The 24,590-nt window shown below is 38.4% G+C and carries 23 protein-coding genes; 13 read left to right on the top strand and 10 right to left on the bottom strand.

The features are described from left to right. The first annotated feature begins 5 nt into the window (after window positions 1–5). From IHV10_RS04360 to IHV10_RS04375, 4 genes are read left to right on the top strand one after another with little or no spacing between them, the layout of a single operon-like run. Complete coding sequence (locus tag IHV10_RS04360) at window positions 6–1,247, top strand: 2,3-diketo-5-methylthiopentyl-1-phosphate enolase (RefSeq protein WP_197127488.1); 1,242 nt, start codon at window positions 6–8, stop codon at window positions 1,245–1,247. Continuing rightward, window positions 1,244–1,918, top strand: coding sequence for a 2-hydroxy-3-keto-5-methylthiopentenyl-1-phosphate phosphatase (locus IHV10_RS04365; RefSeq protein WP_197127489.1), 675 nt, complete (start codon window positions 1,244–1,246; stop codon window positions 1,916–1,918). The genes IHV10_RS04360 and IHV10_RS04365 overlap by 4 nt, the downstream gene beginning before the upstream one ends. Then, window positions 1,915–2,580, top strand: a complete 666-nt coding sequence (locus IHV10_RS04370) for a methylthioribulose 1-phosphate dehydratase (RefSeq protein WP_197127490.1) — start codon at window positions 1,915–1,917, stop codon at window positions 2,578–2,580. Before IHV10_RS04365 ends, IHV10_RS04370 begins: the two co-directional genes overlap by 4 nt. Beyond that, the gene (locus IHV10_RS04375; RefSeq protein WP_197127491.1) at window positions 2,558–3,094 is read left to right on the top strand and encodes a 1,2-dihydroxy-3-keto-5-methylthiopentene dioxygenase; all 537 of its coding nucleotides are present in this window, start codon (window positions 2,558–2,560) and stop codon (window positions 3,092–3,094) included. Before IHV10_RS04370 ends, IHV10_RS04375 begins: the two co-directional genes overlap by 23 nt. Window positions 3,095–3,281: 187 nt before the next feature. Here the strand turns inward: IHV10_RS04375 and IHV10_RS04380 are convergent, their stop codons facing one another. After that, window positions 3,282–4,370, bottom strand: coding sequence for an AI-2E family transporter (locus IHV10_RS04380; protein ID WP_197127492.1), 1,089 nt, complete (start codon window positions 4,368–4,370; stop codon window positions 3,282–3,284). Window positions 4,371–4,528: 158 nt separating this feature from the next. On the opposite strand from IHV10_RS04380, the gene asnB reads away from it, so the two are divergent. Beyond that, the gene (asnB, locus tag IHV10_RS04385; RefSeq protein ID WP_197127493.1) at window positions 4,529–6,376 is read left to right on the top strand and encodes an asparagine synthase (glutamine-hydrolyzing); all 1,848 of its coding nucleotides are present in this window, start codon (window positions 4,529–4,531) and stop codon (window positions 6,374–6,376) included. Window positions 6,377–6,417: 41 nt separating this feature from the next. Here asnB and IHV10_RS04390 read toward each other — a convergent pair whose 3' ends face one another. Together IHV10_RS04390 and IHV10_RS04395 are read right to left on the bottom strand one after the other, a co-directional pair. After that, window positions 6,418–7,773, bottom strand: coding sequence for an MATE family efflux transporter (locus IHV10_RS04390; protein ID WP_197127494.1), 1,356 nt, complete (start codon window positions 7,771–7,773; stop codon window positions 6,418–6,420). Between the two features lie 116 nt (window positions 7,774–7,889). After that, entirely contained in the window at window positions 7,890–9,614 is a 1,725-nt protein-coding gene (locus IHV10_RS04395; RefSeq protein ID WP_197127495.1) for a glycoside hydrolase family 13 protein, read from the bottom strand. 336 nt (window positions 9,615–9,950) lie between these two features. On the opposite strand from IHV10_RS04395, the gene IHV10_RS04400 reads away from it, so the two are divergent. The 5 genes from IHV10_RS04400 (at window position 9,951) to IHV10_RS04420 (ending at window position 16,256) form a co-directional block, all read left to right on the top strand. Next, the gene (locus IHV10_RS04400) at window positions 9,951–11,219 is read left to right on the top strand and encodes an extracellular solute-binding protein (protein WP_197127496.1); all 1,269 of its coding nucleotides are present in this window, start codon (window positions 9,951–9,953) and stop codon (window positions 11,217–11,219) included. A 153-nt stretch (window positions 11,220–11,372) separates the two neighbouring features. Continuing rightward, window positions 11,373–12,635: a carbohydrate ABC transporter permease gene (locus tag IHV10_RS04405; protein WP_197127497.1), complete on the top strand. Its 1,263-nt coding sequence runs from the start codon at window positions 11,373–11,375 to the stop codon at window positions 12,633–12,635. Window position 12,636: 1 nt separating this feature from the next. Then, window positions 12,637–13,473, top strand: coding sequence for a sugar ABC transporter permease (locus tag IHV10_RS04410; protein WP_197127498.1), 837 nt, complete (start codon window positions 12,637–12,639; stop codon window positions 13,471–13,473). Window positions 13,474–13,503: 30 nt separating this feature from the next. Next, window positions 13,504–15,033, top strand: coding sequence for an alpha-amylase family glycosyl hydrolase (locus tag IHV10_RS04415; RefSeq protein WP_197127499.1), 1,530 nt, complete (start codon window positions 13,504–13,506; stop codon window positions 15,031–15,033). 194 nt (window positions 15,034–15,227) lie between these two features. Further along, entirely contained in the window at window positions 15,228–16,256 is a 1,029-nt protein-coding gene (locus tag IHV10_RS04420) for a LacI family DNA-binding transcriptional regulator (RefSeq protein ID WP_197127500.1), read from the top strand. Between the two features lie 154 nt (window positions 16,257–16,410). On the opposite strand, the gene ligD (IHV10_RS22725) is transcribed toward IHV10_RS04420, so the two are convergent. Genes ligD (IHV10_RS22725) through IHV10_RS04430 form a run of 3 tightly spaced genes read right to left on the bottom strand, consistent with a single transcriptional unit; the run spans window position 16,411 to window position 19,150 of the window. Next, entirely contained in the window at window positions 16,411–17,331 is a 921-nt protein-coding gene (gene ligD / locus IHV10_RS22725; RefSeq protein ID WP_231619414.1) for a non-homologous end-joining DNA ligase, read from the bottom strand. Continuing rightward, window positions 17,304–18,266 (bottom strand): non-homologous end-joining DNA ligase, encoded by a 963-nt coding sequence (gene ligD, locus IHV10_RS22730; protein WP_231619415.1) that lies wholly within the window; start codon window positions 18,264–18,266, stop codon window positions 17,304–17,306. The genes ligD (IHV10_RS22725) and ligD (IHV10_RS22730) overlap by 28 nt, the downstream gene beginning before the upstream one ends. After that, window positions 18,263–19,150: a Ku protein gene (locus tag IHV10_RS04430; RefSeq protein WP_197128198.1), complete on the bottom strand. Its 888-nt coding sequence runs from the start codon at window positions 19,148–19,150 to the stop codon at window positions 18,263–18,265. The genes ligD (IHV10_RS22730) and IHV10_RS04430 overlap by 4 nt, the downstream gene beginning before the upstream one ends. 363 nt (window positions 19,151–19,513) lie before the next feature. On the opposite strand from IHV10_RS04430, the gene IHV10_RS04435 reads away from it, so the two are divergent. Next, the gene (locus IHV10_RS04435; protein WP_197127501.1) at window positions 19,514–20,647 is read left to right on the top strand and encodes a histidine kinase N-terminal domain-containing protein; all 1,134 of its coding nucleotides are present in this window, start codon (window positions 19,514–19,516) and stop codon (window positions 20,645–20,647) included. 67 nt (window positions 20,648–20,714) lie between these two features. Here the strand turns inward: IHV10_RS04435 and IHV10_RS04440 are convergent, their stop codons facing one another. Next, window positions 20,715–20,852: a DUF3941 domain-containing protein gene (locus IHV10_RS04440; protein ID WP_197127502.1), complete on the bottom strand. Its 138-nt coding sequence runs from the start codon at window positions 20,850–20,852 to the stop codon at window positions 20,715–20,717. Window positions 20,853–20,908: 56 nt separating this feature from the next. Then, a complete protein-coding gene (locus IHV10_RS04445; protein ID WP_231619416.1) occupies window positions 20,909–21,772 on the bottom strand; it encodes a DegV family protein in 864 nt (287 codons plus the stop codon). Window positions 21,773–21,932: 160 nt separating this feature from the next. Here IHV10_RS04445 and IHV10_RS04450 point away from each other — a divergent pair, with 160 nt between their 5' ends. Next, on the top strand, window positions 21,933–22,799 hold the full coding sequence (locus tag IHV10_RS04450) for a YitT family protein (protein WP_197127503.1): 867 nt from the start codon (window positions 21,933–21,935) through the stop codon (window positions 22,797–22,799). Between the two features lie 142 nt (window positions 22,800–22,941). Continuing rightward, the gene (locus tag IHV10_RS04455; RefSeq protein ID WP_197127504.1) at window positions 22,942–23,754 is read left to right on the top strand and encodes a BsuPI-related putative proteinase inhibitor; all 813 of its coding nucleotides are present in this window, start codon (window positions 22,942–22,944) and stop codon (window positions 23,752–23,754) included. 69 nt (window positions 23,755–23,823) lie between these two features. On the opposite strand, the gene IHV10_RS04460 is transcribed toward IHV10_RS04455, so the two are convergent. Both IHV10_RS04460 and IHV10_RS04465 read right to left on the bottom strand, forming a co-directional pair. After that, the gene (locus tag IHV10_RS04460; protein WP_197127505.1) at window positions 23,824–24,084 is read right to left on the bottom strand and encodes a NifU N-terminal domain-containing protein; all 261 of its coding nucleotides are present in this window, start codon (window positions 24,082–24,084) and stop codon (window positions 23,824–23,826) included. A 26-nt stretch (window positions 24,085–24,110) separates the two neighbouring features. Continuing rightward, window positions 24,111–24,563: a GNAT family N-acetyltransferase gene (locus IHV10_RS04465; protein WP_197127506.1), complete on the bottom strand. Its 453-nt coding sequence runs from the start codon at window positions 24,561–24,563 to the stop codon at window positions 24,111–24,113. Window positions 24,564–24,590: the final 27 nt, after the last annotated feature.

Here is a 24,590-nt window from a genome sequence, read left to right on the forward strand (position 1 = left end):
CAAACATGAGTAAAATTACAGCGACGTACTTAGTACATGATAAGAAAGAAAACTTACAAAAAAAAGCGGAAGGAATTGCACTAGGACTTACAGTAGGTTCTTGGACAGAACTTCCTCAAATTGAGAAAGAGCAGCTAAAAAAACATAAAGGGATTGTGGAAGAAGTCATTGAACTTCCTGAAGATCCACTTGCTGATCAATTTTTAGGAAGTAAAAGAACTAAGGGCTTGCTTAAGATTTCCTATCCATCAGCAAACTTTTCAAATGATATTCCAGCAATTCTAACGACGGTTTTCGGTAAACTTTCGTTAGATGGTGAGATCAAGCTCATAGATTTAGAGTTTGATAGAGAGCTAGAAAAACAATTTCCTGGTCCTAAGTTTGGAATAACAGGAATTCGAGATATCTTAGGCGTACATAACCGTCCACTAGTTATGAGTATTTTTAAAGGGGTACTCGGAAAAGATCTATCATTCTTCAAGCAGCAATTATATGAGCAGGCTTTAGGTGGGGTAGATCTTGTAAAAGATGATGAAATTCTTTTTGAGAACCCACTCACTCCTTTTGAAGAAAGAGTGAAAATCGCTAAAGAAGTATTAAAGTCTGTTCACGAGCGAACAGGCGAAAAGACGCTCTACGCAGTTAACTTAACAGGCAGAACGAGTGAACTTCGAGATAAAGCGAGGCGCGCAGCAGAATTAGGAGCAAACGCATTACTATTTAACGTTTTATCTTACGGACCAGATGTATTGCAAGAACTGGCCGAAGATAAAGAGATTCCACTACCGATCATGGCTCATCCTGCACTATCCGGAGCTATAGGGTCATCATCACTTTACGGAATTGGTTACTCAGTATTACTAGGCAAATTGCTTCGTTATGCAGGAGCAGATCTTGTGTTGTTCCCATCACCATATGGAAGTGTAGCACTTGATCGTCAAGAAACATTAAGCATTGCGGATGCCTTAACAACAGATAGCATCTCATTAAACAAATCGTTTCCAGTCCCTTCAGCTGGTATCCATCCAGGACTAACACCGGTTTTATACAATGACTTTGGTTTGGACAGCGTTATAAATGCAGGTGGAGGCATACATGGTCACCCAGATGGAGCTGCTGGTGGAGCACGTGCTTTCCGTCAGGCGATAGATGCCGTTGTTAAAGGAGAAGACTTTGAAAGTTTTGCTGAAAAACATGCAGAACTTCAAAAAGCATTAGAGCTTTGGGGTGGTGTTCCTGTAAAATGACAACTCAACACCGATCGGTAATCTTTTGTGATTTTGATGGGACTGTTACCGAAAAAGATAACATCGTCGCCATCATGGAAGAATTTTCACCTGAGGGATGGCAGCCGATCGTAAATGAAATCTTGAATGAAACGATCTCGATTCGAGAAGGTGTAGGAAAAATGTTTTCCAGAATTCCTTCGAATAAAAAGAAAGAGATTATTGAATTCGTTTTAACACGTTCTAAGATTAGAGATGGCTTTCAGGAATTTATTCAATTTACTCAAAGCGAGAGAATTCCATTATACATCGTTAGTGGTGGCATTGATTTTTTTGTTCATCCTGTTTTAGAAAACAAGCTAGATTCACAATACGTATTTTGTAATGCCAGTGACTTTACCAGTGACACGATAAAAATCACTTGGCCGAACGCATGTGATGATCAATGTGATAATGATTGTGGGTGTTGCAAACCTTCTGTTATCAGACGACTGGAAGAGAAGTATCCCCGAACAGAAAAGATTGTGATCGGTGATTCAATTACTGATCTTCAAGCTTCTAAGATGGCTGATGTTGTTTTCGCAAGAGATTATCTGATTGAAAAATGCGAAGAAAACCAAATACCCTATACTTCATTTGAAACGTTTCATGACATCATTCATGTCTTAGAGAAAAGAGGTGTGAAAAGTTGAGTAAACATCAGCGATGGATTGAGCTTGCAGATGTAAAGGATGAGCTGGCTTCACGGAACTGGTTTCCCGGAACAAGTGGTAACGTTTCAATTAAAGTAAGTGACACACCGCTCAACTTTTATGTTTCTGCAAGTGGAAAAGATAAAACAAAACGTACCTCTGAAGACTTTCTTTTAGTAGATCAGTATGGGGATCCGGTAGAAGAAACGCATTTAAAAGCTTCAGCAGAAACAGGCATTCATTGTGAAGTCTATCGATTAACGGATGCAGGCTGCTGTTTACACGTTCACACCGTAGATAATAATTTAATCTCTGAGTTATATGGTGATGTAGGAGAGATTACGTTTCAAGGTCAAGAACTGATAAAAGCTTTTGGAATATGGGAAGAAGAAGGAAGTATCACGGTTCCTATCGTTGAAAATTACGGTGACCTTTCGAAGCTGTCAGAAGCGGTAGGTGCTGTTATAAATACGGATACCAAAGCTGTCCTGATCCGCAATCATGGTATTACCGTATGGGGCAGAAATGCTTTTGAAGCGAAGAAACACCTAGAAGCTTTCGAGTTTCTGTTCTCTTACCATATCAAATTACAAACTTTAAACGTTTTAAATAAAAATCAATCATCTGGAGGCGTTAAAAATGGCACAACTACGATTTCATGATAACAACGAAAGAATTGAACAACAAAGCGAGGTAGAATCGTACTTAAACTCACAGGAAGTTATTTACGAAAAGTGGGACATTGAAAAACTTCCGTCACACCTTCGTGAAAATTTTTCGTTAAGTGATGAGGACAAAGAAGAAGTGATTCAAACCTTCCGCAGTGAGATCGATGATATCTCTGAGCGCAGAGGGTATGTAACAGAAGATGTTATCTCCCTTTCTGATGCGACACCAAATTTAGATGAGCTTTTGAAAAACTTCTTAGCAGAACATCATCACACAGATGATGAAGTACGATTTATCGTTTCTGGACATGGAATCTTTGCGATCGAAGGACCTAATGGAAGGTTCTTTGATGTAGAGCTTGAGCCGGGAGATCTAATCTCCGTTCCAGAAAATTTCCGTCACTATTTCACGCTGCAAGAAGATCGTAAAGTAGTAGCGGTCCGCATCTTTAAATCAAAAGAAGGCTGGGTACCGATCTACGATAAACAGCCACAAGAAGCAAAATAATAAACCTGGCACACCATTTTATTTGAATGAAATGGTGTGTTTTCTTTTGTAATGAGAGAGTAGTTGGCAAGTTCAGGCGCTCGTCCGGCGGCTGACAAGCACGCTGGACGAGCGCCATACAGAAAATACGAGCAAAGAAAAAGCATCGGATTCTAATAACCGATGCTTTTTCAAATTCCTCATTATTTTAAAGCTCTTTTGATTTTCTTAGATTGATTAAACGATAGGTGTGCAGGGCGATAACCTTGAGAACCGCATATACTGGAACGGCTAGAATCAATCCAAGGAGACCACCTAGGCTTCCTGCAACAAGCAAGATTGAAATAATGGTAAGCGGATGGATATCCAGCTTTTTACCCATAACTTGCGGAGAGATAACATTACCTTCAATCTGCTGAGCTATAACCATAACGACTAGTACTTTGATGACCATCGCCGGCGAGTCAACGACCGCTACGATCAGTGCAGGAACGACTCCTATTATCGGGCCAAGAAACGGAATAACATTTGTGAACATCGCGATGATGGCTAAGATCAGTGAATACTCGATTCCAATTACAAGGTATCCAATATAGAGCATGGTTCCCACACAGACACTGACCAGGATTTGTCCTTGGATGTATGAACTAAGGGCAATGTCCATGTCTTTTAGGATTTTTGTTCCATTCGTACGCTGTCTTTCAGGAAGCGTTTGAAGCACCATCTGTGGAGCTTTTTCACCTTCTTTTAGCATGTAATAGAGAATGAAAGGAACGGTAACAAAAATCATAATAATGTTTGTGATGATTCCAATAAAGTTTGCGATGTTCGTACCAATTGTTTGAACACTCGTAGACAAATATGCAGTCACTTTATCAGAGATTTCTTTCACATCAAATTGGTCACTTTCTTGGAAACGGCTTACCCATTCATTTTGCTGTAAATCATTTAGCTTAGAACGAATAGCATCGATTAAAGCAGGTGTATTCTCAATTAAATTACTTACCTGTCTTTGTAATATCGGACCAATAGAATAGAATAGCAATACGAAAAGTCCGATCGCAAGCAGATAGATGAGAAGGATGGATAACACCTTCGGAACATTTCGCTTATGTAAGAACTGAACGACTGGCCGGAACAGATAATAAAGAACACCGCCAAGTAAAAACGGGAAAAATAACGTTTGAACGAGAACGACGATCGGCCTGAAAATAAAATCAATCTTGGTTCCTACTAGAATGATTAAAAAAATGAGGAGAAATCCGTAACCGATACGAAAAAATTTCGACTGTGGCATTTAATGATCACCTTTATCTTCTGAAATATGTATTCATTATATACAACTTATAAGAACATACACAAATTTTAAAAAAACACCCGTACAAGGATAAAAGCATATGCTGAGTAATGGGCATAGATACTAGAAATGGAGTTTGTACAGAAAGGATGAAACCAATGTGCGGAATAACGGGTTGGGCAGATTGGAATCGTAACCTCACACATGAAAAAAATATATTAATTAAGATGGCCTCACCATTATCAAAAAGAGGACCAGACGCACTTAATGTATGGAGTACCACACATGCAGGTTTTGGTCACGCAAGGTTAGCAGTTGTAGATATTGAAGGCGGCGTTCAGCCGATGACAAGAACGAAGAACAAATCGAATTATACACTTTGCTATAACGGAGAGCTGTACAACACAGAAGATCTCCGGAAAGAACTTTTACAAAGAGGGTACACGTTTGATGGGCATTCCGATACGGAAGTTTTACTTACTTCTTATATGGAGTGGGGAGAGAGTTGTATCGATCGGTTTAATGGAATATTTGCATTTGGAATTTGGGATGAAGAAAAGGAAAGCTTGTTTGTAGCTCGTGATCGATTAGGGGTAAAGCCATTTTTCTATACTGAAAAAGGCGGTATGCTGTTATTTGGGTCTGAAATAAAGTCCATATTAGCTCATCCAGATGTCAAGGCTGAAATAGATCGTGAAGGACTACAAGAAGTTTTCGGTCTAGGACCATCTCGTACCCCGGGTAACGGAGTATATAAAGGGATAAAAGAACTCCGTCCGGCACATGCTGCGACGTATTCAAAAAACGGGCTGAAAATTTGGCGGTATTGGAACGTAGAAAGTAAACCACATCAAGATTCTTTGCAAGATACGGTTGAAAAAGTGAAATATCTCGTGAATGATGCAGTGACGCGACAACTGATTGCAGACGTACCAGTAAGTACTTTTCTTTCTGGCGGTCTCGATTCAAGTGCGATCACCGCAATCGCAGCGAAATATTTTAAAGAAGAAAACAAAGGTGACCTCCATACGTTCAGCATTGATTATGTAGATAATGATAAGTATTTTAAAGCGAGTGATTATCAGCCGAATTCAGATGCATATTGGATCAATCAGATGGTTGAAGCTACAGGCTCTGTTCATCATAGCTGCGTGATTGATAACGAACTATTAATCAATCATTTGCGTGAAGCTGTCACAGTTCGAGATCTGCCAGGAATGGCTGATGTTGATTCTTCACTTTTATGGTTCTGCCGCCAGATTAAACCTCAGTCAACAGTTGCACTTTCAGGAGAATGCGCAGACGAAATCTTTGGTGGGTATCCATGGTTTCATAAAGAGGAACTCTTGCATCGTCCAATGTTTCCGTGGATGCGTTCAACAGAAGCGCGCCAAAATCTTTTACAAGACTCATGGGCTAGCAAGTTGAATCTAGCTTCATATGTTCAGCAACGATACGAAGAAACAGTGAATGAAACGCCTGTTTTAGAAGGAGAATCTAAAATAGAAGCGAGAAGACGTGAAATCTTCTATTTGAATATGATTTGGTTCATGACGACACTGTTGGATCGTAAAGACCGAATGAGTATGGGAGCTTCATTAGAAGTGAGGGTACCTTTTGCAGATCATAGAATTGTAGAATACGCATGGAACATTCCTTGGGACATGAAAATGCTGGATGGAAGAGAGAAGGGAATACTTAGAAAAGCACTTACTGGGGTACTTCCGAATGATGTACTGTATCGAAAAAAGAGCCCTTACCCGAAAACGTTCCATCCGGATTATACGAACGGCGTAAAAGATTGGTTAACAAGCATCGTCGCGAAAAAGAACTCACCATTGTTTGAGGTATTAAACCGAGCACGTGTTCAAGAAATTATTCAAACGAATGGTGAGACGTTTAAAGAGCCTTGGTTTGGTCAACTTATGACCGGCCCCCAATTAATGGCTCATCTTGCGCAGATCGACAGCTGGCTGACCGACTATAATATTAATATCGTAGATTAAACGAAAAAACCGGAAACATTTCTGTTCTCCGGTTTTTTAATTTATGCAGTTGCTTCATGCTTGACGACTAATTGTTTTTGCCATTTTCTTTTTCGCCACCTCGACAGCATAAAGAGTCCCCGCAGCCATTCATCTGCAGTGAAGGCGAGCCAAATCCCTATTAAACCAAGATCGAAAGTAATCCCTAACAAGTATGCGAGTGGTACACTAACTCCCCACATAGAGATGACACCCATAATGACCGGAAACTTAACATCACCTGCAGCTCTCAAACTTGAAATGATAACAAGATTAAAAGAACGGCCAGGTTCGAGCAGGAGCGTTAAGTATAAAAGAATAGTACCCTCCTTAATAATCTCAGGATTATCTGTGAAAATAGATAGAAGTGGCTTTGCGAATAGTGAAGCTATACCTGCCATAAGAAAACTTATGATCATGGCATACGTCTGACTTTTGAGACACATCTTATAAGCAGAGTCGTACGATTTAGCACCGATTAAGTGACCAATTAATATCTGTGTACCTTGGCCGATCGCTACAGCGAAAAGGAAGATAAACATCATAATATTAAAGGTATATACCTTTGTAGTAAGTGCCGTTGTACCAAGCAGCGTGATGAAGAACGTAATCAGCATCTGAGATCCACTATAAGATAGATGCTCTCCAGCTGATGGCAATCCGATTTTTAATACACCCTTTATATGAAAAGGGGATAATTTGAATGAGCTGGAAAAAGGTAACGGTATAGAAGAGCGCTTAAACAACAGATACAGAATTACAAGTAAACCTAAAAATCGGCTAACAGATGTTGAAATCGCTACACCTTCAACACCTAATACTGGAAAACCGAAAGCGCCGAAGATAAATAAATAGTTTCCAAATACGTTCAAGATGTTCATCCCGATCGTGACATACATGGCATCTTTCGTAAAACCGTAGCTTCTAATGGCAGCTCCGATCGTCATAATAACCGATTGGATAAATGAAAATCCTCCTACGATCATTAAATAGCTCGATGCTTCAGCCATCAACTCTGGTGGCGTATTCATCCATGTTAAAAATACATCGCCAAAGACAAGTAATGCAGCGCTTAAGAGTACCCCAAAAAGCAAGTTCCCTAAGATGGCAACGACAGCTACTTCAGCAGCTGTACGTTCAAGTCTAGCACCTATTGCCTGTGCAATAACCACACTCGCTCCTGTTGCAACAAATCCAAACATAACGATTACGATCGATAACAGTTGATTAGTTAGTCCGACAGCAGCCACTGAATGATCAGAATATTGACTGAGCATAAGAGTATCAGCGTTCCCCATCAACATATGAAGCATTATTTCTATAAATATTGGCCACGTTATGGCAAAAAGGGAAAGCTTAGCAGCTTTGTTGCCTTTCATGTAAATCCCTCTCCATCGTGTTTATATTGTATGGTTTTAACATTTACCTATTGTATCAGGTATGAGTAGTTGCTGAAATAAAATCCCCTCACTTTTTACAGTGAGGGGGAACATGTTTATTTTCTTCTATATATACTAAAGCCGTATCCAGGCAAAGATCCTGAGAATGATGACCCCAAAATATGTGTGTAGCCTTCAGGGATATCAATGGAAAAATCAGCGCTTTCTTCACCCGCATTTAAAAGGATCCATACATTTTCCTCATTTGATGAACGCTCATATACTAATGTTTTCTCATTTGCCTTGATAAACTTCATTTCGCCGTCATTGGCTAGAACTTTATGATCTTGACGAAGAGTTAGCAAAGATTGAATATGTTCAAACAGATCTAAATCTTGTTTGTTTTCATCCCATTCCATACATTTTCTGCAACCTGGATCATTACCACCTGTCATACCGATCTCGTCTCCATAATAGATACATGGAGTTCCTTTAAAGGTTAACATCAATAAGAACAATAACTTCATCTTATCCTTATTCTCATCACAGAACGTTAGAACACGTTTTGTATCATGTGAACCTAATAGGTTAAACGCAGCTTCGTTAACATTTTCAGGATACATATGAAGTACAGCCGTCATTTTTTCAGCAAACACTTTTGCATCAATCGTTTCTTTTGCTACAAAATCAAGAGCCGCATTTGTAAATGGATAGTTCATAACGGCGTCGAATTGATCTCCTTGTAGCCAGTTCATGGAATCATGCCAGATCTCACCTAAGATATATGCATCTGGTTTGACAGACTTAACAGCTGTTCTGAATTCTCTCCAAAATGAATGATCAACCTCATTTGCAACATCTAATCTCCATCCATCAATATCAAACTCTTCCACCCAATAGTGAGCGACCTTGAGTAAGTATTCGCGAACCTCTGGGTTTTCAGTGTTCAGTTTCGGCATCGCTTTTTCGAAAGCAAACGTATCATAATTAGGGCGTGGTTCAGTCTGGATTGGAAATTCTCTTAAATGGAACCAATTTTTATAAGAAGAATTCTCTTGATTCTGAAGTACGTCCTGAAATGGTTCAAAATAGTATCCGCTGTGATTAAACACAGCATCGAGCATAACTTTAATTCCGTTCTCATGACAAATTTTTACTAGTTGCTTGAACGTTTCTTTATCACCGAATTGTGGATCGATCTCTAAATAATCAATCGTATCGTACTTGTGATTAGACTTCGCTTTAAAGATCGGTGTGAAATAAATACCAGTCACACCTAGTTTAACGAGATGATCAATATGATCGATCACACCTTGAAAATCTCCTCCAAAAAAATTGTTAAACTTCGGCTCTTCACTAGCCCACGGAAGAGAACCTTCAGGATCGTTGCTCGTATCTCCATTCGCAAAACGTTCAGGGAATATTTGATACCAAACCGTATCTTTCACCCAAGAAGGGGCACGGAATACATCTATTCCATTTAAGAATGGAAAACAAAAATAATAAGCTGTGTCATCGAACGGAGCTTCATTATAGAAGCCTTTTTCAGTATATACCAACGTCTCATCACCGTTCTTCAGTTCAAATCCATAGCGTAAACGGCGAAACGGGGGAGAGATAGCAATAAAATAGTAATCAAAATATTCATCTGTACCTGATAGAGTCATCAGTGACCGAGACGTCTGCCAGCCATCCTTCGTCCAGTCATAAGGATCACCGTGAATTAACGTAACTGAATCAACATCACCTTTTTTGGTACGAAGACGGATGTGGAGGGTAGTCTCGTCATAAGCATAAGCAAAATTGTTACCTGCTCTGTGGTAGATAGCTTCTTTTAACATAGTTTGATCTCCTCTCAGTTTCGGCAATAAAAAAGGGGCACAACCTATAAAAACTAGGTTGTACCCCTAAAGGAACGTACATTGCCTTCAACTTGTAATGCTGATAGTATAAACCGCTTTCAGCGATAAAATCAAGATAAATGAAAGCGAAACCAAAAATAATTAAAAAAGTATTGTAAAAATTCAAAGCATAGGTATAATGAAATTGAGCAGGTAATGCAATCGTTTTCATAAACGGCAAAAAACTTCATAAGAAGACAGAAAAACATTTTTTTTGCTAATCTGTGCAAACGTTTGTATGCTTTGATCTTTTAACAATAATGGGGGGTACAATTGATGAAAAAGTTATTAGCTTTGCCTTTAACTTTTGCTCTAGCTGCAAGTGCGTTAGCTGCTTGCGGACCGCAAGAAGATAGTTCTTCTACAGGTGGTAAGAAAGAATCTGGCTCAGACAAGCCTGAAAAATTAGTTATGTGGGAAGACCAAGAAAAAGGTGCTGGAACAAAAGATGCCATTAAAAAGTTCGAAGAGAAATACGGCATCAAAGTTGAGCTAAAAGAAATTCCAATGCTAGATCAGCAAGAGAAGCTTCGTCTAGATGGACCAGCTAAAAAAGGACCGGATGTTATTACAACTCCGCATGACCGTATTGGACCATTAGCGATCGAAGGTCTTATCGCACCAATTAAAGTATCTGATGATGTAACAAAGCTTTACACTGAATCTTCAATTAACGCATTAACATATGACGGAAAACTTTACGGTCTTCCTAAGTCAACAGAAACACCAGTATTTATCTACAATAAAAAACAGATGCCTGAAGCACCAGAATCTTTAGAAGATGTTCTTGCATTCTCTAAAGGTGATAAAGGTGGAGCGCAATACGGTTTCCTAGCAAACTGGACTGATTTCTACTTTGCAAATGGTGTGCTTTCTGGATATGGAAGCTATGTATTTAAAGATGACAACGGAACATTAGATCCTAAAGACCTTGGCCTTTCTAACAAAGGTGCAGTTGAAGGACTAGATTATATCACTAGCTGGTACAAAGATGGCTTGTTCCCTAAAGGAATCATCGGTGAAAAAGCAGGACAAACGATCGATGGTCTTTTCCAAGAAGGTAAAGTTGCTTCTGTAATGAACGGACCTTGGTCTTTCCAAGGCTATAAAGATGCTGGAATCGATATCGGTGTTGCACCAATGCCTAAGCTTCCAAACGGTGAAGATGTTAAAACATTCATCGGTGTTAAAGGTTACAACGTAAGTCAGTTCTCTCCTAACCAAGAATGGGCTGCTAAACTGGTTGAGTTCATCACAAACGAAGAAAGCGCTAAGACTCGTTTTGAGAAAACAGCAGAAATTCCTCCAGTTGTATCTTTAATGGAGGACCCAATCATTGCAGACAACGAAGCAGCTAAAGCTGTAGCGGTTCAATCAGAACGTGGAGTTCCAATGCCTAACATTCCTGAAATGGCAGAAGTTTGGGCTCCAGCTGCAAACGCACTTCAATTATCTGCTACTGGCAAGTCTGAGCCAAAAGCTGCTCTAGAAAGCGCAGTTAAGACGATTGGACAAAACATTGAAGCGAACCATGGTAAAAAATAATAAGCAATAAGTGGAAAGCGGTACCCAGACGTCGCGGGTACTGCTTTCTCTAACTATTGTGTGTGTTGGAAAGATTTCGCTTATGTATGGGTCCTAAAATCTTTCGAACTACACACAAAACAGTTAGTGGGGAAAAGAAAGGGGAAACCTGTAATGACACACCGTAAGACGGCAGCTTTGCTGTCCATCATTCCAGGAATGGGGCAATTCTATAACAAGCAATTTGTTAAAGGTTTCGCATTCTTGTTTTTAGCGATATGTTACTTTATTGCATTTCTTGATTTTCTGAATATCGGACTTTGGGGAATCGTAACACTAGGTACAGAAGTGCCTAGAGATCATTCCATCTTCTTACTTGTGAACGGCGTTATTTCCATACTAGTAGTAGGTATCGGTTTAGGGTTTTACTACTTTAATATCTATGATGCGTTCCAAAATGGGAAAAAACGTGATAACGGCTTGAAACTTAACTCACTAAAAGAGCAATATCATAATGTTGTAGACAAAGGATTTCCTTATCTAATGGTGGGACCTGGATTCTTACTTTTGATCTTCGTTGTCATTTTTCCGATCATCTTTATGTTGTTGTTAGCATTTACGAACTATAATCTGTACAACTCTCCACCAGCAAAGCTTGTTGATTGGGTTGGGTTTAAGAACTTTATCGAAATCTTCTCTTTAGATATTTGGCGTGAAACGTTTATCTCTGTATTTGCATGGACGATTATCTGGACATTTACTGCAACAACCCTTCAAGTCGCAATTGGAATCTTCTTGGCGGTAGTCTTGAATCAAAAAGAAATTAAGTTTAAAGGGATTATTCGTACACTTTTAATCTTACCTTGGGCAGTGCCAGCATTCGTTTCAATCTTAATTTTCTCTGGATTATTTAATGATACGTTTGGAGCAATCAACCAATCTATTTTAGCACCTCTTGGAATCGATTCCATACCATGGATGACTGATCCTTTTTATACAAAGATCGCTTTGATCTTCATCCAATCTTGGCTTGGTTTCCCGTTCATCATGGCTATGACTACAGGAGTACTTCAGTCTATTCCTGGTGAACTTTATGAAGCTGCAACTGTAGATGGGGCATCAAATTGGGATAAATTCCGTAAGATCACACTTCCGATGGTCTTATTTACAACAGCACCAATATTAATCACACAATACACGTTTAACTTTAATAACTTTAACGTTATCTATCTATTCAACAACGGTGGACCTGCAGTGGCTGATCAAAATGCAGGAGGGACAGACATCTTGATCTCTTGGATCTACAACTTAACGATGACTTCAGCTCAATATAGTAAGGCAGCAGCTGTAACTGTATTGTTATCGTTGATCATCGTGTCACTTGCATTGTGGCAGTTTAGAAAAACGAAATCATTTAAGGACGAAGGAATGATTTAATATGAGTATAAAAACAGCAAGAAGAATACGATTAACTCTGTCCTATCTAGTACTATTGTCAGCGATTGCGATTGTGGTCTACCCAATTCTTTGGGTAATTGGATCTTCATTCAACCCAGGTAACACTTTATCAAGTTCGACGATCATTCCAGAGAATGCAACTCTAGCTCACTATAAAGAGCTGTTCGCTGAAACGGATTATCTAATCTGGTACTGGAACACGCTAAAAATCTGTTTTATAACAATGGTGCTTTCTGTAATCTTTATTGGCTTAACGGCTTATGCTTTCTCAAGATATAAGTTTGTTGGTCGTAAGAACGGATTGCTTCTTTTCCTAATTTTGCAGATGATTCCACAATTCGTAGCGATTCTTGCAATCTACATCCTAGCTTACCAAGTAGGATTGCTTGATACACACTTTGCCTTAATCCTTGTTTATGTGGGTGGATTGATTCCGATGAACACATACTTGGCAAAGAACTATTACGATACGATTCCAAAAGAACTAGACGAATCTGCGCGAATTGATGGCGCTGGTCACTTTCGTATCTTTTGGCAGATCATCCTGCCACTTTCAAAGCCAATCTTAGCGGTAATCGCACTTTTCAGTTTCATCTCACCGTTCGCTGATTTTATCTTAGCGTCCATTCTGATCAGTTCAGATGAGAAGATGACACTTGCGGTTGGTCTGTTTAACATGATTAAGAACGAATTCGGTAACAGTTTTACATTGTTTGCAGCGGGTTCTGTATTAGTAGCGATTCCGATTGGTCTATTATTCTTATCACTGCAGCGTTACTTTATCTCTGGCTTAACTGCTGGTGGTACAAAAGGTTAATCACAGCACCTTACTATAGGAGGAACGGCGATGGGCAAAAGAATGATATTCTTAGCTATGTCGTTTCTTCTTTTTTTATCTGTTCAAAATAAAGCGCTTGCAGAAAAAAAGGAAGAACGATCATGGAAAGACGAAACGATCTACTTTATTATGGTGGACCGGTTTAATAATGGAAATAAAGATAACGATTTTGATGTAGATCTTAATGACCCCACAGCTTACCATGGGGGAGACTTCAAAGGGATCATGGATAAAATTGATTATCTTGATGACCTTGGGGTTACGGCGATATGGCTAACACCTGTGGTTAAGAACGAACCCGGTGGCTATCACGGTTATTGGACGGAGAATTTCTATGAAACGGAAGAACATTTTGGTTCAAAGGATGAGTTGAAGCAACTTGTTATAAAAGCGCATGATCGTGATATAAAAGTTATATTAGATCTAGTCGTAAATCATACAGGCTATAAACATCCTTGGTTAGATGAGGCGTCAAAAAAGGCTTGGTTTCACCCAGAGAAGGAGATCGGGAACTGGGATAACCAACAAGAAGTTGAGAACGGCTGGCTCGCTGGATTGCCCGATCTGAACACAGAGAACAATGAAACACGTAAGTATTTACTCGACATGGCTGAATATTGGATTAAAGAAACAGATATAGACGGCTACCGTTTAGATACTGTTAAACATGTGCCAAAAGACTTTTGGATAGATTTTTCTGAACGAGTGAAGAAAGCAAAGCCTGGCTTTTATTTAATTGGTGAAGTTTGGCACAATGATCCAAGATATATTGCTGAGTACAATAAAGCAGGAATACAATCGTTTGTAGACTATCCTTTGTTTAATGAGATGGTTCGTATCTTTAGACAAAGCGGGCAATCACTTTCAGAGCTGAACGCTGTATGGGAGCGGAATAAGTTCTATTATAAAGATCCGTATACGTTAGGAAACTTTATTGATAATCATGATAACATTCGATTTGTACGTGAAGTGCTGTTGAAGCAAGAAGATCCCGAAAAAAGGCTGAAGCTTGCTCTTACCTATCTTTACTCGGCACCTGGTATTCCTATCCTCTATCAAGGAACAGAGCATATGATGGACGGAGCCAAAGATCCGGACAACCGTCGCATGATGGACTTTACTCAAAATAAGGAGTTTGAAACGTTCACTTCTAAATTGGGAAAGCTTAGACAAAAACATCCTGCACTTAGACGGGGCGATTATTCAATGATTGTTGATAAAGATGGGAAAGCGGTCTTTAAACGAAAATTTAAAGATGAAACATTATTTATCGTGTTTAACAATGATAAGAAGAAGTCGGGTATTTCTTTTTCAGATAAAAGCCTTCATAATAAAAAGCTTGTGAGTCTTTTATCAAACGAAGAGATAAAGGTGAATGATACTTCTGTTGAAGTGAATATGACTGGGGAAACGGCTGAGATATATGCTGTTCAAAAAGCAGATTCACAATGGAAGCTATATTCGATTGTTGCTGTAGTAATTGTTGTAGTAATATTGAGCTCTTACTATCTAATCAGAAGAAGAAAACAACGCTCATAATTACAAGCTAGTAGCGGAATAAAACGATTTAAGCCTTATAGTCTAAAAGAAACCGTTCAATTTACAAAAATAGTGAAAAACATTAAAAGTGGAAAGGAATTATATTTCTTTTTTCCTACGAATTCTATACAATTATTGATGGAATTAAGTAAGCGTATACACTAAGCCAAATAGTCTGAAAGGAGGACTATATCATGTCAGTTACTATAAAAGATGTAGCAAAATTAGCAGATGTTGCACCCTCAACCGTTTCAAGGGTAATCGCGAATAATCCTCGAATATCAGAAAAAACAAAACGAAAAGTAAAAGAAGCGATGGACTATCTTGGCTATCATCCAAACTTTAATGCGAGAAGTTTGGCAAACCGAAGCACACAGGCGATCGGACTTGTCATGCCTAGTTCTGCTGACAAAGCCTTCCAGAATCCGTTTTTTCCAGAAGTAATCAGAGGTATCAGTACCATTGCACATGAGCAAGAATACGCTCTATACATGTCGACTGGAAATACAGAAGATGAAATATTTGAAGGTGTTGTTCGAATGGTACAAGGACGTCGAGTGGATGGAATCGTTATGTTGTATTCACGTGTAGATGATCGGATCATGTGCTACTTACAAGAACAGAAATTTCCTTTCACGGTAATCGGAAAGCCGTTTAAGAACGCTGAAACAATCACACATATAGATAATGACAACTTCAAAGCTGCTCAAGAAATGACTGAATATCTCATATCACTTGGTCATGAACGAATCGGGTTTGTAGGTGGAAATTTAAATCTAGTCGTAACCATTGACCGGTTATTAGGCTATGAAAAAGCGATCCGAAATGCGGGTCTGCCTTATAAAGATGAGTACATCGTTCATGAGGAGTTCTTAAAAGAAGGCGGGCAGGAAGCAGTTAAAGAGCTCCTCGCGCTAAATGAGCCTCCGTCAGCACTTCTTGTTATTGATGACGTTATGTCCTTCGGTGTGCTGAGCACATTAAACGAGTTAGGAGTAAGCGTACCAGATGACATCTCATTACTAAGTTTCAACAACGTTATGCTATCTGAACTCTCATCACCTTCACTAACATCAGTAGACATCAATATCTTTAAACTTGGTTATGAAGCGGCTAAGGGACTTCTAGAATGTATTCAATGTCCAGAAAAAGAAGCAAAACGAGTAGTCGTACCTTTTCAATTGATCGAAAGGCAGACATGCAGTAAAGTTAGCGAAAAGTAATGATCTGCCTATGGAACGAGCTGTCAGGTGGAGACTCCTTATGGCGTGTAGCGGCTGGAGGCTCTTCGCATCCCCATGGAAAACGTGTTAACTTGAGTGGAACGATAGCAACAAAATATACAAAAAAAGCCTCAAGAAGATTGTTGAAATCTTCTTAGAGGCTTTTTTCTTTAAGAGCATTAATAACAGGTAGGATAGGCTGTTTACTTTTACAAGAATAAAAATTTTTAAACGGGTCACCTACATCGTTTATACGATCGATGATGGTGGTAAGTGGAAATTGCTCAGGCTTTAATGCGGCATTCACTTCTTCCCAGTATAAAGGAGTGGCAACTAAAGCATCATCATTTCCTCTAACAGAATAGGGAGCAATGATTGTTTTGCCTTCTGCGTGTTGAATATAATCAATGTAACAACGGTTGCCTCTGTTCTTTTTTAAACGTTCAATCGTAAACCATTTCGGCTCTCGTTCGATTAAATAATGGGCTAGAAACTCTGTGAATAGTCGTGAGTCTTCGAAGGTAACAGCTTGTTCAGGTAACGGGATGTATATCTGCATGCCTTTATTACCGCTTGTTTTGATAAATGTAGTGAGATGTAACTTGTCACACACTTCTTTTATCAAGAGCGCAGCTTCGACGGAAAGATGAAATTCCTTTCGAGATGGAGGATCTAAGTCCATCACGATCTCAGATGGATGACTATTCTTAACTGTTCGGTATGGAATATGAAACTCAAAGGCAAGCTGGTTTCCTAGCCAAAGTAGTGTAGGTAAGTTATTACAAACGATATAATTAATATCTTCTTCAATACTCGTATGTACATAGTGTGGAGCATAATCAGGACAATTCTTTTGATAAAAGCGCTCCTCACCAACTCCATGAGGATATCTGATTACCGTTAAAGCCCGGTCTGTTAAAAAAGGCAGCATATAAGGTGCAATTTGGGTTAAATAGTTAATATATTCGACTTTTACAATTTCGAGATCTGGCCAAAGTGGTTTGTTAGGGCTTGTTAATGTTACGATCTCGTTGTTTACGTTGAGATCTACTTGTTCTTTTGTAGACTTTCCCATGTACAATCCTCCCAATTTGTATCAAAACGGAATGAAACAAACCTTGGCTGTCTTAATTGATTTTTATATAGTTCTAAATAAGAAAGTTCTACGCAGATTGACGGCTCTATTAAAATAAGAGACCCGTTCCTGCTGGCAATATTTTTCTTCATAATTTGTATTAAAGCTTCCTTCTCTTGAGGGGAAATGCCATGAGAGAATAACCCCACGAATTGAACAGAACGATCTTTAATAACGCCAACGTGAAAAAAACCGTTCTCTGTATCGTAACCTAATAAAATAAAAGGATGGAATTTAAGATTTTTAACTTTGATCCATTCGTTCGTTCGGATGCCAGAAGACCATTTACTATAAAGCTTCTTCGCCACAATTCCTTCGCTATTACTTCCTTTCACATCCTCCATGATTTTAGATTTTTCAGAAGTGAAATTGATAAAATTAAGACGACGATCGGGTGATATTTTAATGTTAGAAATACCTGTAGTCTGAAGCAGTTTCAGCAATTTTTCTTTCCGATCCAAAAAAGGTAGTGTATTCATATATTCATTCTCTATCGCCAGCAGATCAAACGCGCAAAAAGAAGAAGGATATTGTTTAGAAGCTATCACAATTTTATCGAGCTGTTTTAGTCTGCCTCTTTTTTGAATCTGTTCAAAGTTTGCTTTATTTTCATTTTCTAGAATACATAGTTCTCCATCTAAAAGTATGGGGAACAAGTCTTTAACTTTATTTTCGATCGTTTTAAGGTGATCTACAACCTCAGGAAAAATGGTATGCAGAGGATGACCATTTCTAGATGTCATGATAACATTCGCGTGATCCCAATAAAGTAAACATCTAAAACCGTCGTATTTCACTTCATATACCCAATGACTCTCTTCCGGCAATTCGTTTGAAAGAGAAGGGAGCATGGGCTTTAAAAAGTGTTGAATCATGAACTAGCTTTCTTCTTTGCAGATGATTTTTTCTTCTTAGGTTTTGGTTCATCCGCACTTTTACTGTTTTTAGACGAGGTATCCTTTGTTTTCTTATTGTTATCAGTCGATTCTTTTCCTTTACTCTCATTGATGGAGGCCTGAAGTGCTTCCATAAGATCCACAACATTTGTTTTTGGCTTTTCTTTAGCAACTTTCACTTCATCACCAGAAATTTTGCTGTTGATCAATTCGAGAACCGCTTCACGATATTCGTCTTCATACTTTTCAGGCTCAAACGGAGCAGTTAATTGTTCGATAAGCTGTTTAGCCATCTCAACTTCTTTTTCATTTAATGACACTTCATCTGTTAAACCAGGAACATGGTCAACATTTCTTACTTCGTCCGGATAAAAGATAGTTTCTAGAACTAAACCGTTCTTGTACACTCGAACAGCTGCAAGATGTTCCTTTGATCGAAGTGTGAATTTAGCAAGTCCGATCTTTCCGGTATCTTCCATAGCTTTTTTCAAGAGTGCGAAAGATTTTGTCCCATTCTCGCCAGGTCCAACGAAATAAGAACGATTATAAAAGATAGGATCAATCTCTTCTAATTTAATAAAATCAATGATCTCGATCGATTTATCAGATACACCTGCTAATTCATCAAGTTCTTCTTTCTCAACAACTACGAATTTACCCGGTTCATACTCATAGCCTTTAACGATTTCTTTTGAATCCACAGTCTCTTCACATACAGGGCAGATTTTTTCATACTGAACAGGACTATGGCACTTTTCATGTAAATATCTCATCTTAATATCTTTATTCTCAGTTGCGGCAAACAGCTTGATCGGTATATTCACAAGACCAAAGCTAATCGCACCTTTCCACATCGTGTGCATCATGACCATCCTTCCAAACTCATTTACAAATAGTTTCTCCAGACGTATCAACATCATGTATATTTTTCCATAGTTTATACAGATTTCGACAATGCATTGTAGAAACATGTAATATCATTCATAATGAGAATAGAGATTTTCAATAGGCTCTTTTCTAATGATTGTTGCTTTTGATTTCGATTAATAACGCATCATTGACAAGTTGTTTGTAGCATAAGGTTCGAGACTCTTATGGGACGAGCGGGCAGGTGGAGACTCCCCGCACGCCCCATGGAAGGCGAGCAACCTTAGAGCGGAAATCAACAACTATCGAAAGCAACAATGAAAACGAAAACAGCCGCTTTCAATAAAAGGGTGATAACATTGGATAGCAGTACAAACATACAAACAAATACAGAACTTGCTCAATTCTTGAAGATGCAAAAAACAAGCATTGTTGAAAAATGGCTGGAGAACGTACTGTTGCCTCAAAATGACCCTTTCTTTGAAGAAGTGAAAAAGAACGGCCATCAAACAATCATAGAATTAATAAACTATTTAGAAACAGGGTCACTCGAAAGGCTAAAGGCTTTAACAAGCAAGATTGCCAAAGAAAGAATCGAAGCCAAAGCGAACGTAGGCGATTTCGTTCATAACATCAACGTTGGACGAAGCATCGTTTATGAACTTTTAATGTGTTCACTTTTAAATGATCAATTAAAAGGTGATGGGGTATTAAAGATGCAGCGGTATTTTGATCAGCTCGTCTTTTTGAGTGTAAAAGAATACACAGCACTTAAGGATTCAATTATTGATCGGAAAAATCAGTTCATTCAAGAGATGCATCACGATCGATTAACGATGCTTGGGCAGATCGCTGCCAGCTTTGCTCATGAATTCAGAAATCCGCTGACTTCAGTTAAAGGATTTATCTACCTTCTACAAAAGGAATTAAATAAAACAGATCAATCAGAGTATTACTTTGAAATTATTCAAAATGAGATGCAGAGTCTTGAAGAAAAGATAACGCAATTTTTATATTTATCAAAGATGAGAGGCTTAGAAGATAAGCTTGAAAAAGTCTCTTTATCATCGCTCTTGAAAGAAATGCTAAATTTTATGTATCCACGTTTTACTGAAGCGAATATCGTAACCATCTCACAAGTCGAAAATTCCGTATATACCGAAGGAGACAGTTCACAGATCAAACAAGTGTTATTAAATATTCTAGTGAATGCAGTCGAAGAATTAAGCGGTTGGAACGGTGAGAGAAAGATTAAAGTATCACTAAGGGAAAACGAAGAAAACATGGCAGAATTATCAATCTGCAATAATGGTAACCCGATTCCTGATTATTTACTCGAGAACGTGTTTGAACCTTTTGTTACGACAAAGTCACTTGGAACAGGGCTTGGACTTTCTGTGTGTAAACAGATCGTTGAAAAACATAATGGTACGATTGAAGTATCTTCAACGAAAGACGATACTTGTTTTACGATTAAATTTCCAATCATCTAAACGGTGATGATAAATGTTGAATAATGAACAAAAAAAGCTCCCTTTCATAAGGGGGCTTTTCCTATCTTTAAAGATGATCAGGTTTTTTAGAATAAGGTTGTTTTCCGTTTTGTTTATTTTCAAGCTCTGCTTCATTTTTCATTTGATTCATAGCTTGATTATCTGCTGGTCGTTTATTATTGTCTTTCGTATTACGGTGTGTCATAAATATCCCTCCTGATTCTAACATCTGTCAGAAGGGGTTCTATTATTCATCATGTTTTAAGATACATTTTTAGGTGTATTTAAGAAGAATAAAGCAATTGTTCCTGGCCCTGCATGAGCGCCTATCGCACAGCCGATCATGGTAACTAAAATATTTTTGTTTCCTGTTTCTTCAATGATTAAATCTTTTAATGCTTTCGCCGTTTCAGTATCATCTGCATGACTGATGCCGATCGTTATGTCATCAAGAGAAGAAGCTCTTTCCTTCATGATTTCTACCATGCGTCCTAAAACTTTTTTCTTTCCACGCAGTTTTTCGAGTGGAAACAGTTTTCCGTCTTCCATATGAAGAACAGGTTTTATTTTTAAGAGTGTTCCCATGACTGCAGCCGTTTTACTCACTCTGCCGCCGCGCAATAAATATTCAAGGTCATCTACGGTAAAAATATGTTCAAGATGGTTTTGGTAATGTTGAAGGGTTTGAAGGATTTCATCAAAAGATTTTCCTTCCTTCGCTTCTTTAGCAGCTTCATGCACCATTAATCCATATCCTAATGATGCAGATTGGCTATCAAAGACTTCAATCTGAGCGTTTGGAAATTCTTCAAGTACTTCATTTTTCATAAGAACAGCTGTCTGATAGGTTCCGCTGATTCCTGAGGACAAAGTAATATAAATGGCAGGTTGGCCATTCCTTGCAAATGAAGTTAATGTTTCTTTAATAATAGATGGAGGGACTTGAGCCGTTTTAGGAACAGCGCCTTCCTTCATATATGTATATAACTGTTTTGGTTCGATATTAGATCGATCTAAATACTCTTCATCATTTACTTGAACGATTAAAGGAAGCATAATAATCTCGTATTCATCCAAAAGCTGTTTAGGTAGATCAGATCCTGTATCGGTTATTATCGTAGTCATTATTGTTCACCTGCTTGGCTTTTTTCTATAGTTTAACTTGTGATGGAATGAAAAGGCAATGATCATGTTTAAAAAATAGCTCTTATGACTATTGACGCGGGGTATCTTTATCTGTTAAAAATGAATCTTGGATTAATGAAAAAAGGAGGGACTCTCACTTATGTCAGAACGTTTTCGCTTAAGCGACTTAGGTATAACTGAACTAAAAAAGATCTTTTTTATCATTGTAGGAGCCCTGCTTAATGCCGTATCTCTTAACATGTTCTTAATACCGGCAAAAGTTTATGCTAGTGGATTTACTGGGGTTTCCCAGTTGATTTCATCCTTACTCGTTAACACTGCTTTCCCGATCAGCACTGGTATTTTGTACTTATTGTTTAATATTCCTGTTACGATTTTAGGCTGGCTGAAAGTAGGAAAATCTTTTACGGTATATAGCTTCTTGAGCGTTATCATGATCACGGCATTTCTAGAGATCATACCCATAACCGTTGTTTCTTCTGATATTTTGCTGAATGCTGTGTTCGGCGGAGTTATAGCAGCTTTAGGTGTAGGTGTTACCTTAAAGTATGGGGCTTCAACAGGTGGACTTGATATCATCGCTATGATCTTATCAAGAATGAAGAACAAACCGATCGGTGGTTATTTCTTTATCCTAAACGGCTTGATCATCCTCGCTGCAGGTTTCCTATTTGGATGGGAGAAGGCGTTATATACGCTTGTAGCTCTCTATGTATCATCTCGTGTTATTGACGCGGTACATACGCGTCACGAAAAGCTTACGGCGATGATTGTTACTAAGAAGGGGAATGAGATCCAAGAAGCCATCCACGGTAAGATGGTTCGAGGAATAACGATCGTACCAGCAAAAGGAGCTTTCTCTAAGCAAGATAAAGAGATGCTTATCATCGTTATCACACGATATGAACTATATGATTTAGAACAGGTTCTTAAAGAAGTTGATCCGAAAGCCTTCACAAATATCGTGCACACAACGGGCATCTACGGCTTCTTCAGAAACGACTGAGGGGGGTCTGACCCCACACAATTACAAAACTTCACTTTTGTACACACGGTATGGACAAGGTCCATACCGTGTGTTTTTTTGCGAATGTTTTCAATAAAATCACCATATAAAGGTAAGAATGAAAGTGAGGTGATTTGTTAACATGAAGCCATATAAAACGACCGTTATAGTCTTTCTAACCGTTTGTGCGCTTATTTTTCTAATGTCAGCTTGCAGCAAGGAAAAGGAGAAGCCTAAAGAAAAACATGGTGAAGTAGCTTCTCAGCTTAGTCCCGTTCTATCCATCCAACAAAGAAACGATGGCATTGATATACTAGCTGTTCTCGAGAACCAAAGCAATCATACAGTAACTTTATCATTCAACAGTTCCAAGATGTTCGATGTTTCTATAGTGGATTCTTCAAGTAAAGAAGTTTTCAGGCATTCTAAAGGGAAAAACTATGAGAAAAAACAAGAGGATGTACAGATAAAAGCAGGAGCAAGTCACATTTGGAAAACAAAGTGGAAACTTTCTGCTGCAAAAAGAAAAGCCGGGATCTATAAAGTGAACGCAACCTTTCTACCGAATGAAATTTCACCTGGTTCATTGAAGACTGAGAATGTAACAGTGAAAGAAACGCTCACTCTTCAAGGAGGAACTGGAGAACTGAGAAATAATTCTTTTCGAAACATACACTTTTCAGGAAAAGACGGTAGTTACAAAGTTTCAGGAGAGGCGAGAGTATTTGAAGCATCTTTTGGCTATTCAGTATCTGATGGTCATAACGTTTTTATTGAAAGACATGAACAAACAGCTGAAGGTGCACCAGCTTGGGCTCCATTCTCGTTTAACATTAACATTCCAGAGGAAGATTTACCTATAAACGGCACCCTCATGCTTGAATTGTATAACTACAATCCTAAAAATGGGGGAAAATCAGATACACTAGCGGTGCCGCTTCAATCATTCAAATAGACGTTAGTCATGCTTACAAGTTTTTAACAACAAAAAAACCAGCCTAATCATATAGGCTGGTGTGAACATTTAAGCATTCTCTTCTAATGCTTTTTGAATTTCTGGCATTAATTCGTTCCAGTCACTGTCGTTCGTTTTATTTACTGTAATAAAGTTTTCAAAACCAAAAATTGATTCTACGCCATCAATGGATAATAGTGCTTTTGCTAGAGTTGAATCTGATTCATCACCTACGCGTGCAGAAAGTCTTCCTTCTAAAAATTTCTCTGAACCATCAAATTTAATTGCGTTAGGATTAGGTGTTGGTTGGATTGAAAATTCTACTGCCATTACAAACACTCCTTCAAAGTATAGTATTAAAAATGAAATGCATATCTTTTAGAGATGATATCATGGAAATCCAATGAATTATACAGATGCTTCGTAACTGAGTTATTGATACCCGTTTCTAATTCAATGGATTTAATGCCATCTCTTTCGGCCCAATAGATCAAGTGTAGCAAAATTTTACGGGCAATTCCTCTGTTTCGGTGTTTTTCATGTACATAAAGCTCATTTAACCAAAGATATGGTCCGCCGATACGAAGACTTACTCCCAAGTTGAAGAAGGCTAGTCCAATCACGATATTTTCTTCTTCGGCAATGATAATTCCGCTTTTATCTGGGTTTTCAAGTGCCATCTTAATACCAGCAAACGTTCTGGATTTCTCTTCTGGTTCACCGTCCATCGTACGCTGCTGTAAGAATAAATGCGCAATTTCTTCAATGATATGAGATTCAGCTTCATTCGTTACACGATATATTTTCATACAATGCCCCCAAAATTACTCTAAAAC

This window comes from Fictibacillus sp. 5RED26 (assembly GCF_015903895.1).
Classification (GTDB): domain Bacteria; phylum Bacillota; class Bacilli; order Bacillales; family Fictibacillaceae; genus Fictibacillus; species Fictibacillus phosphorivorans.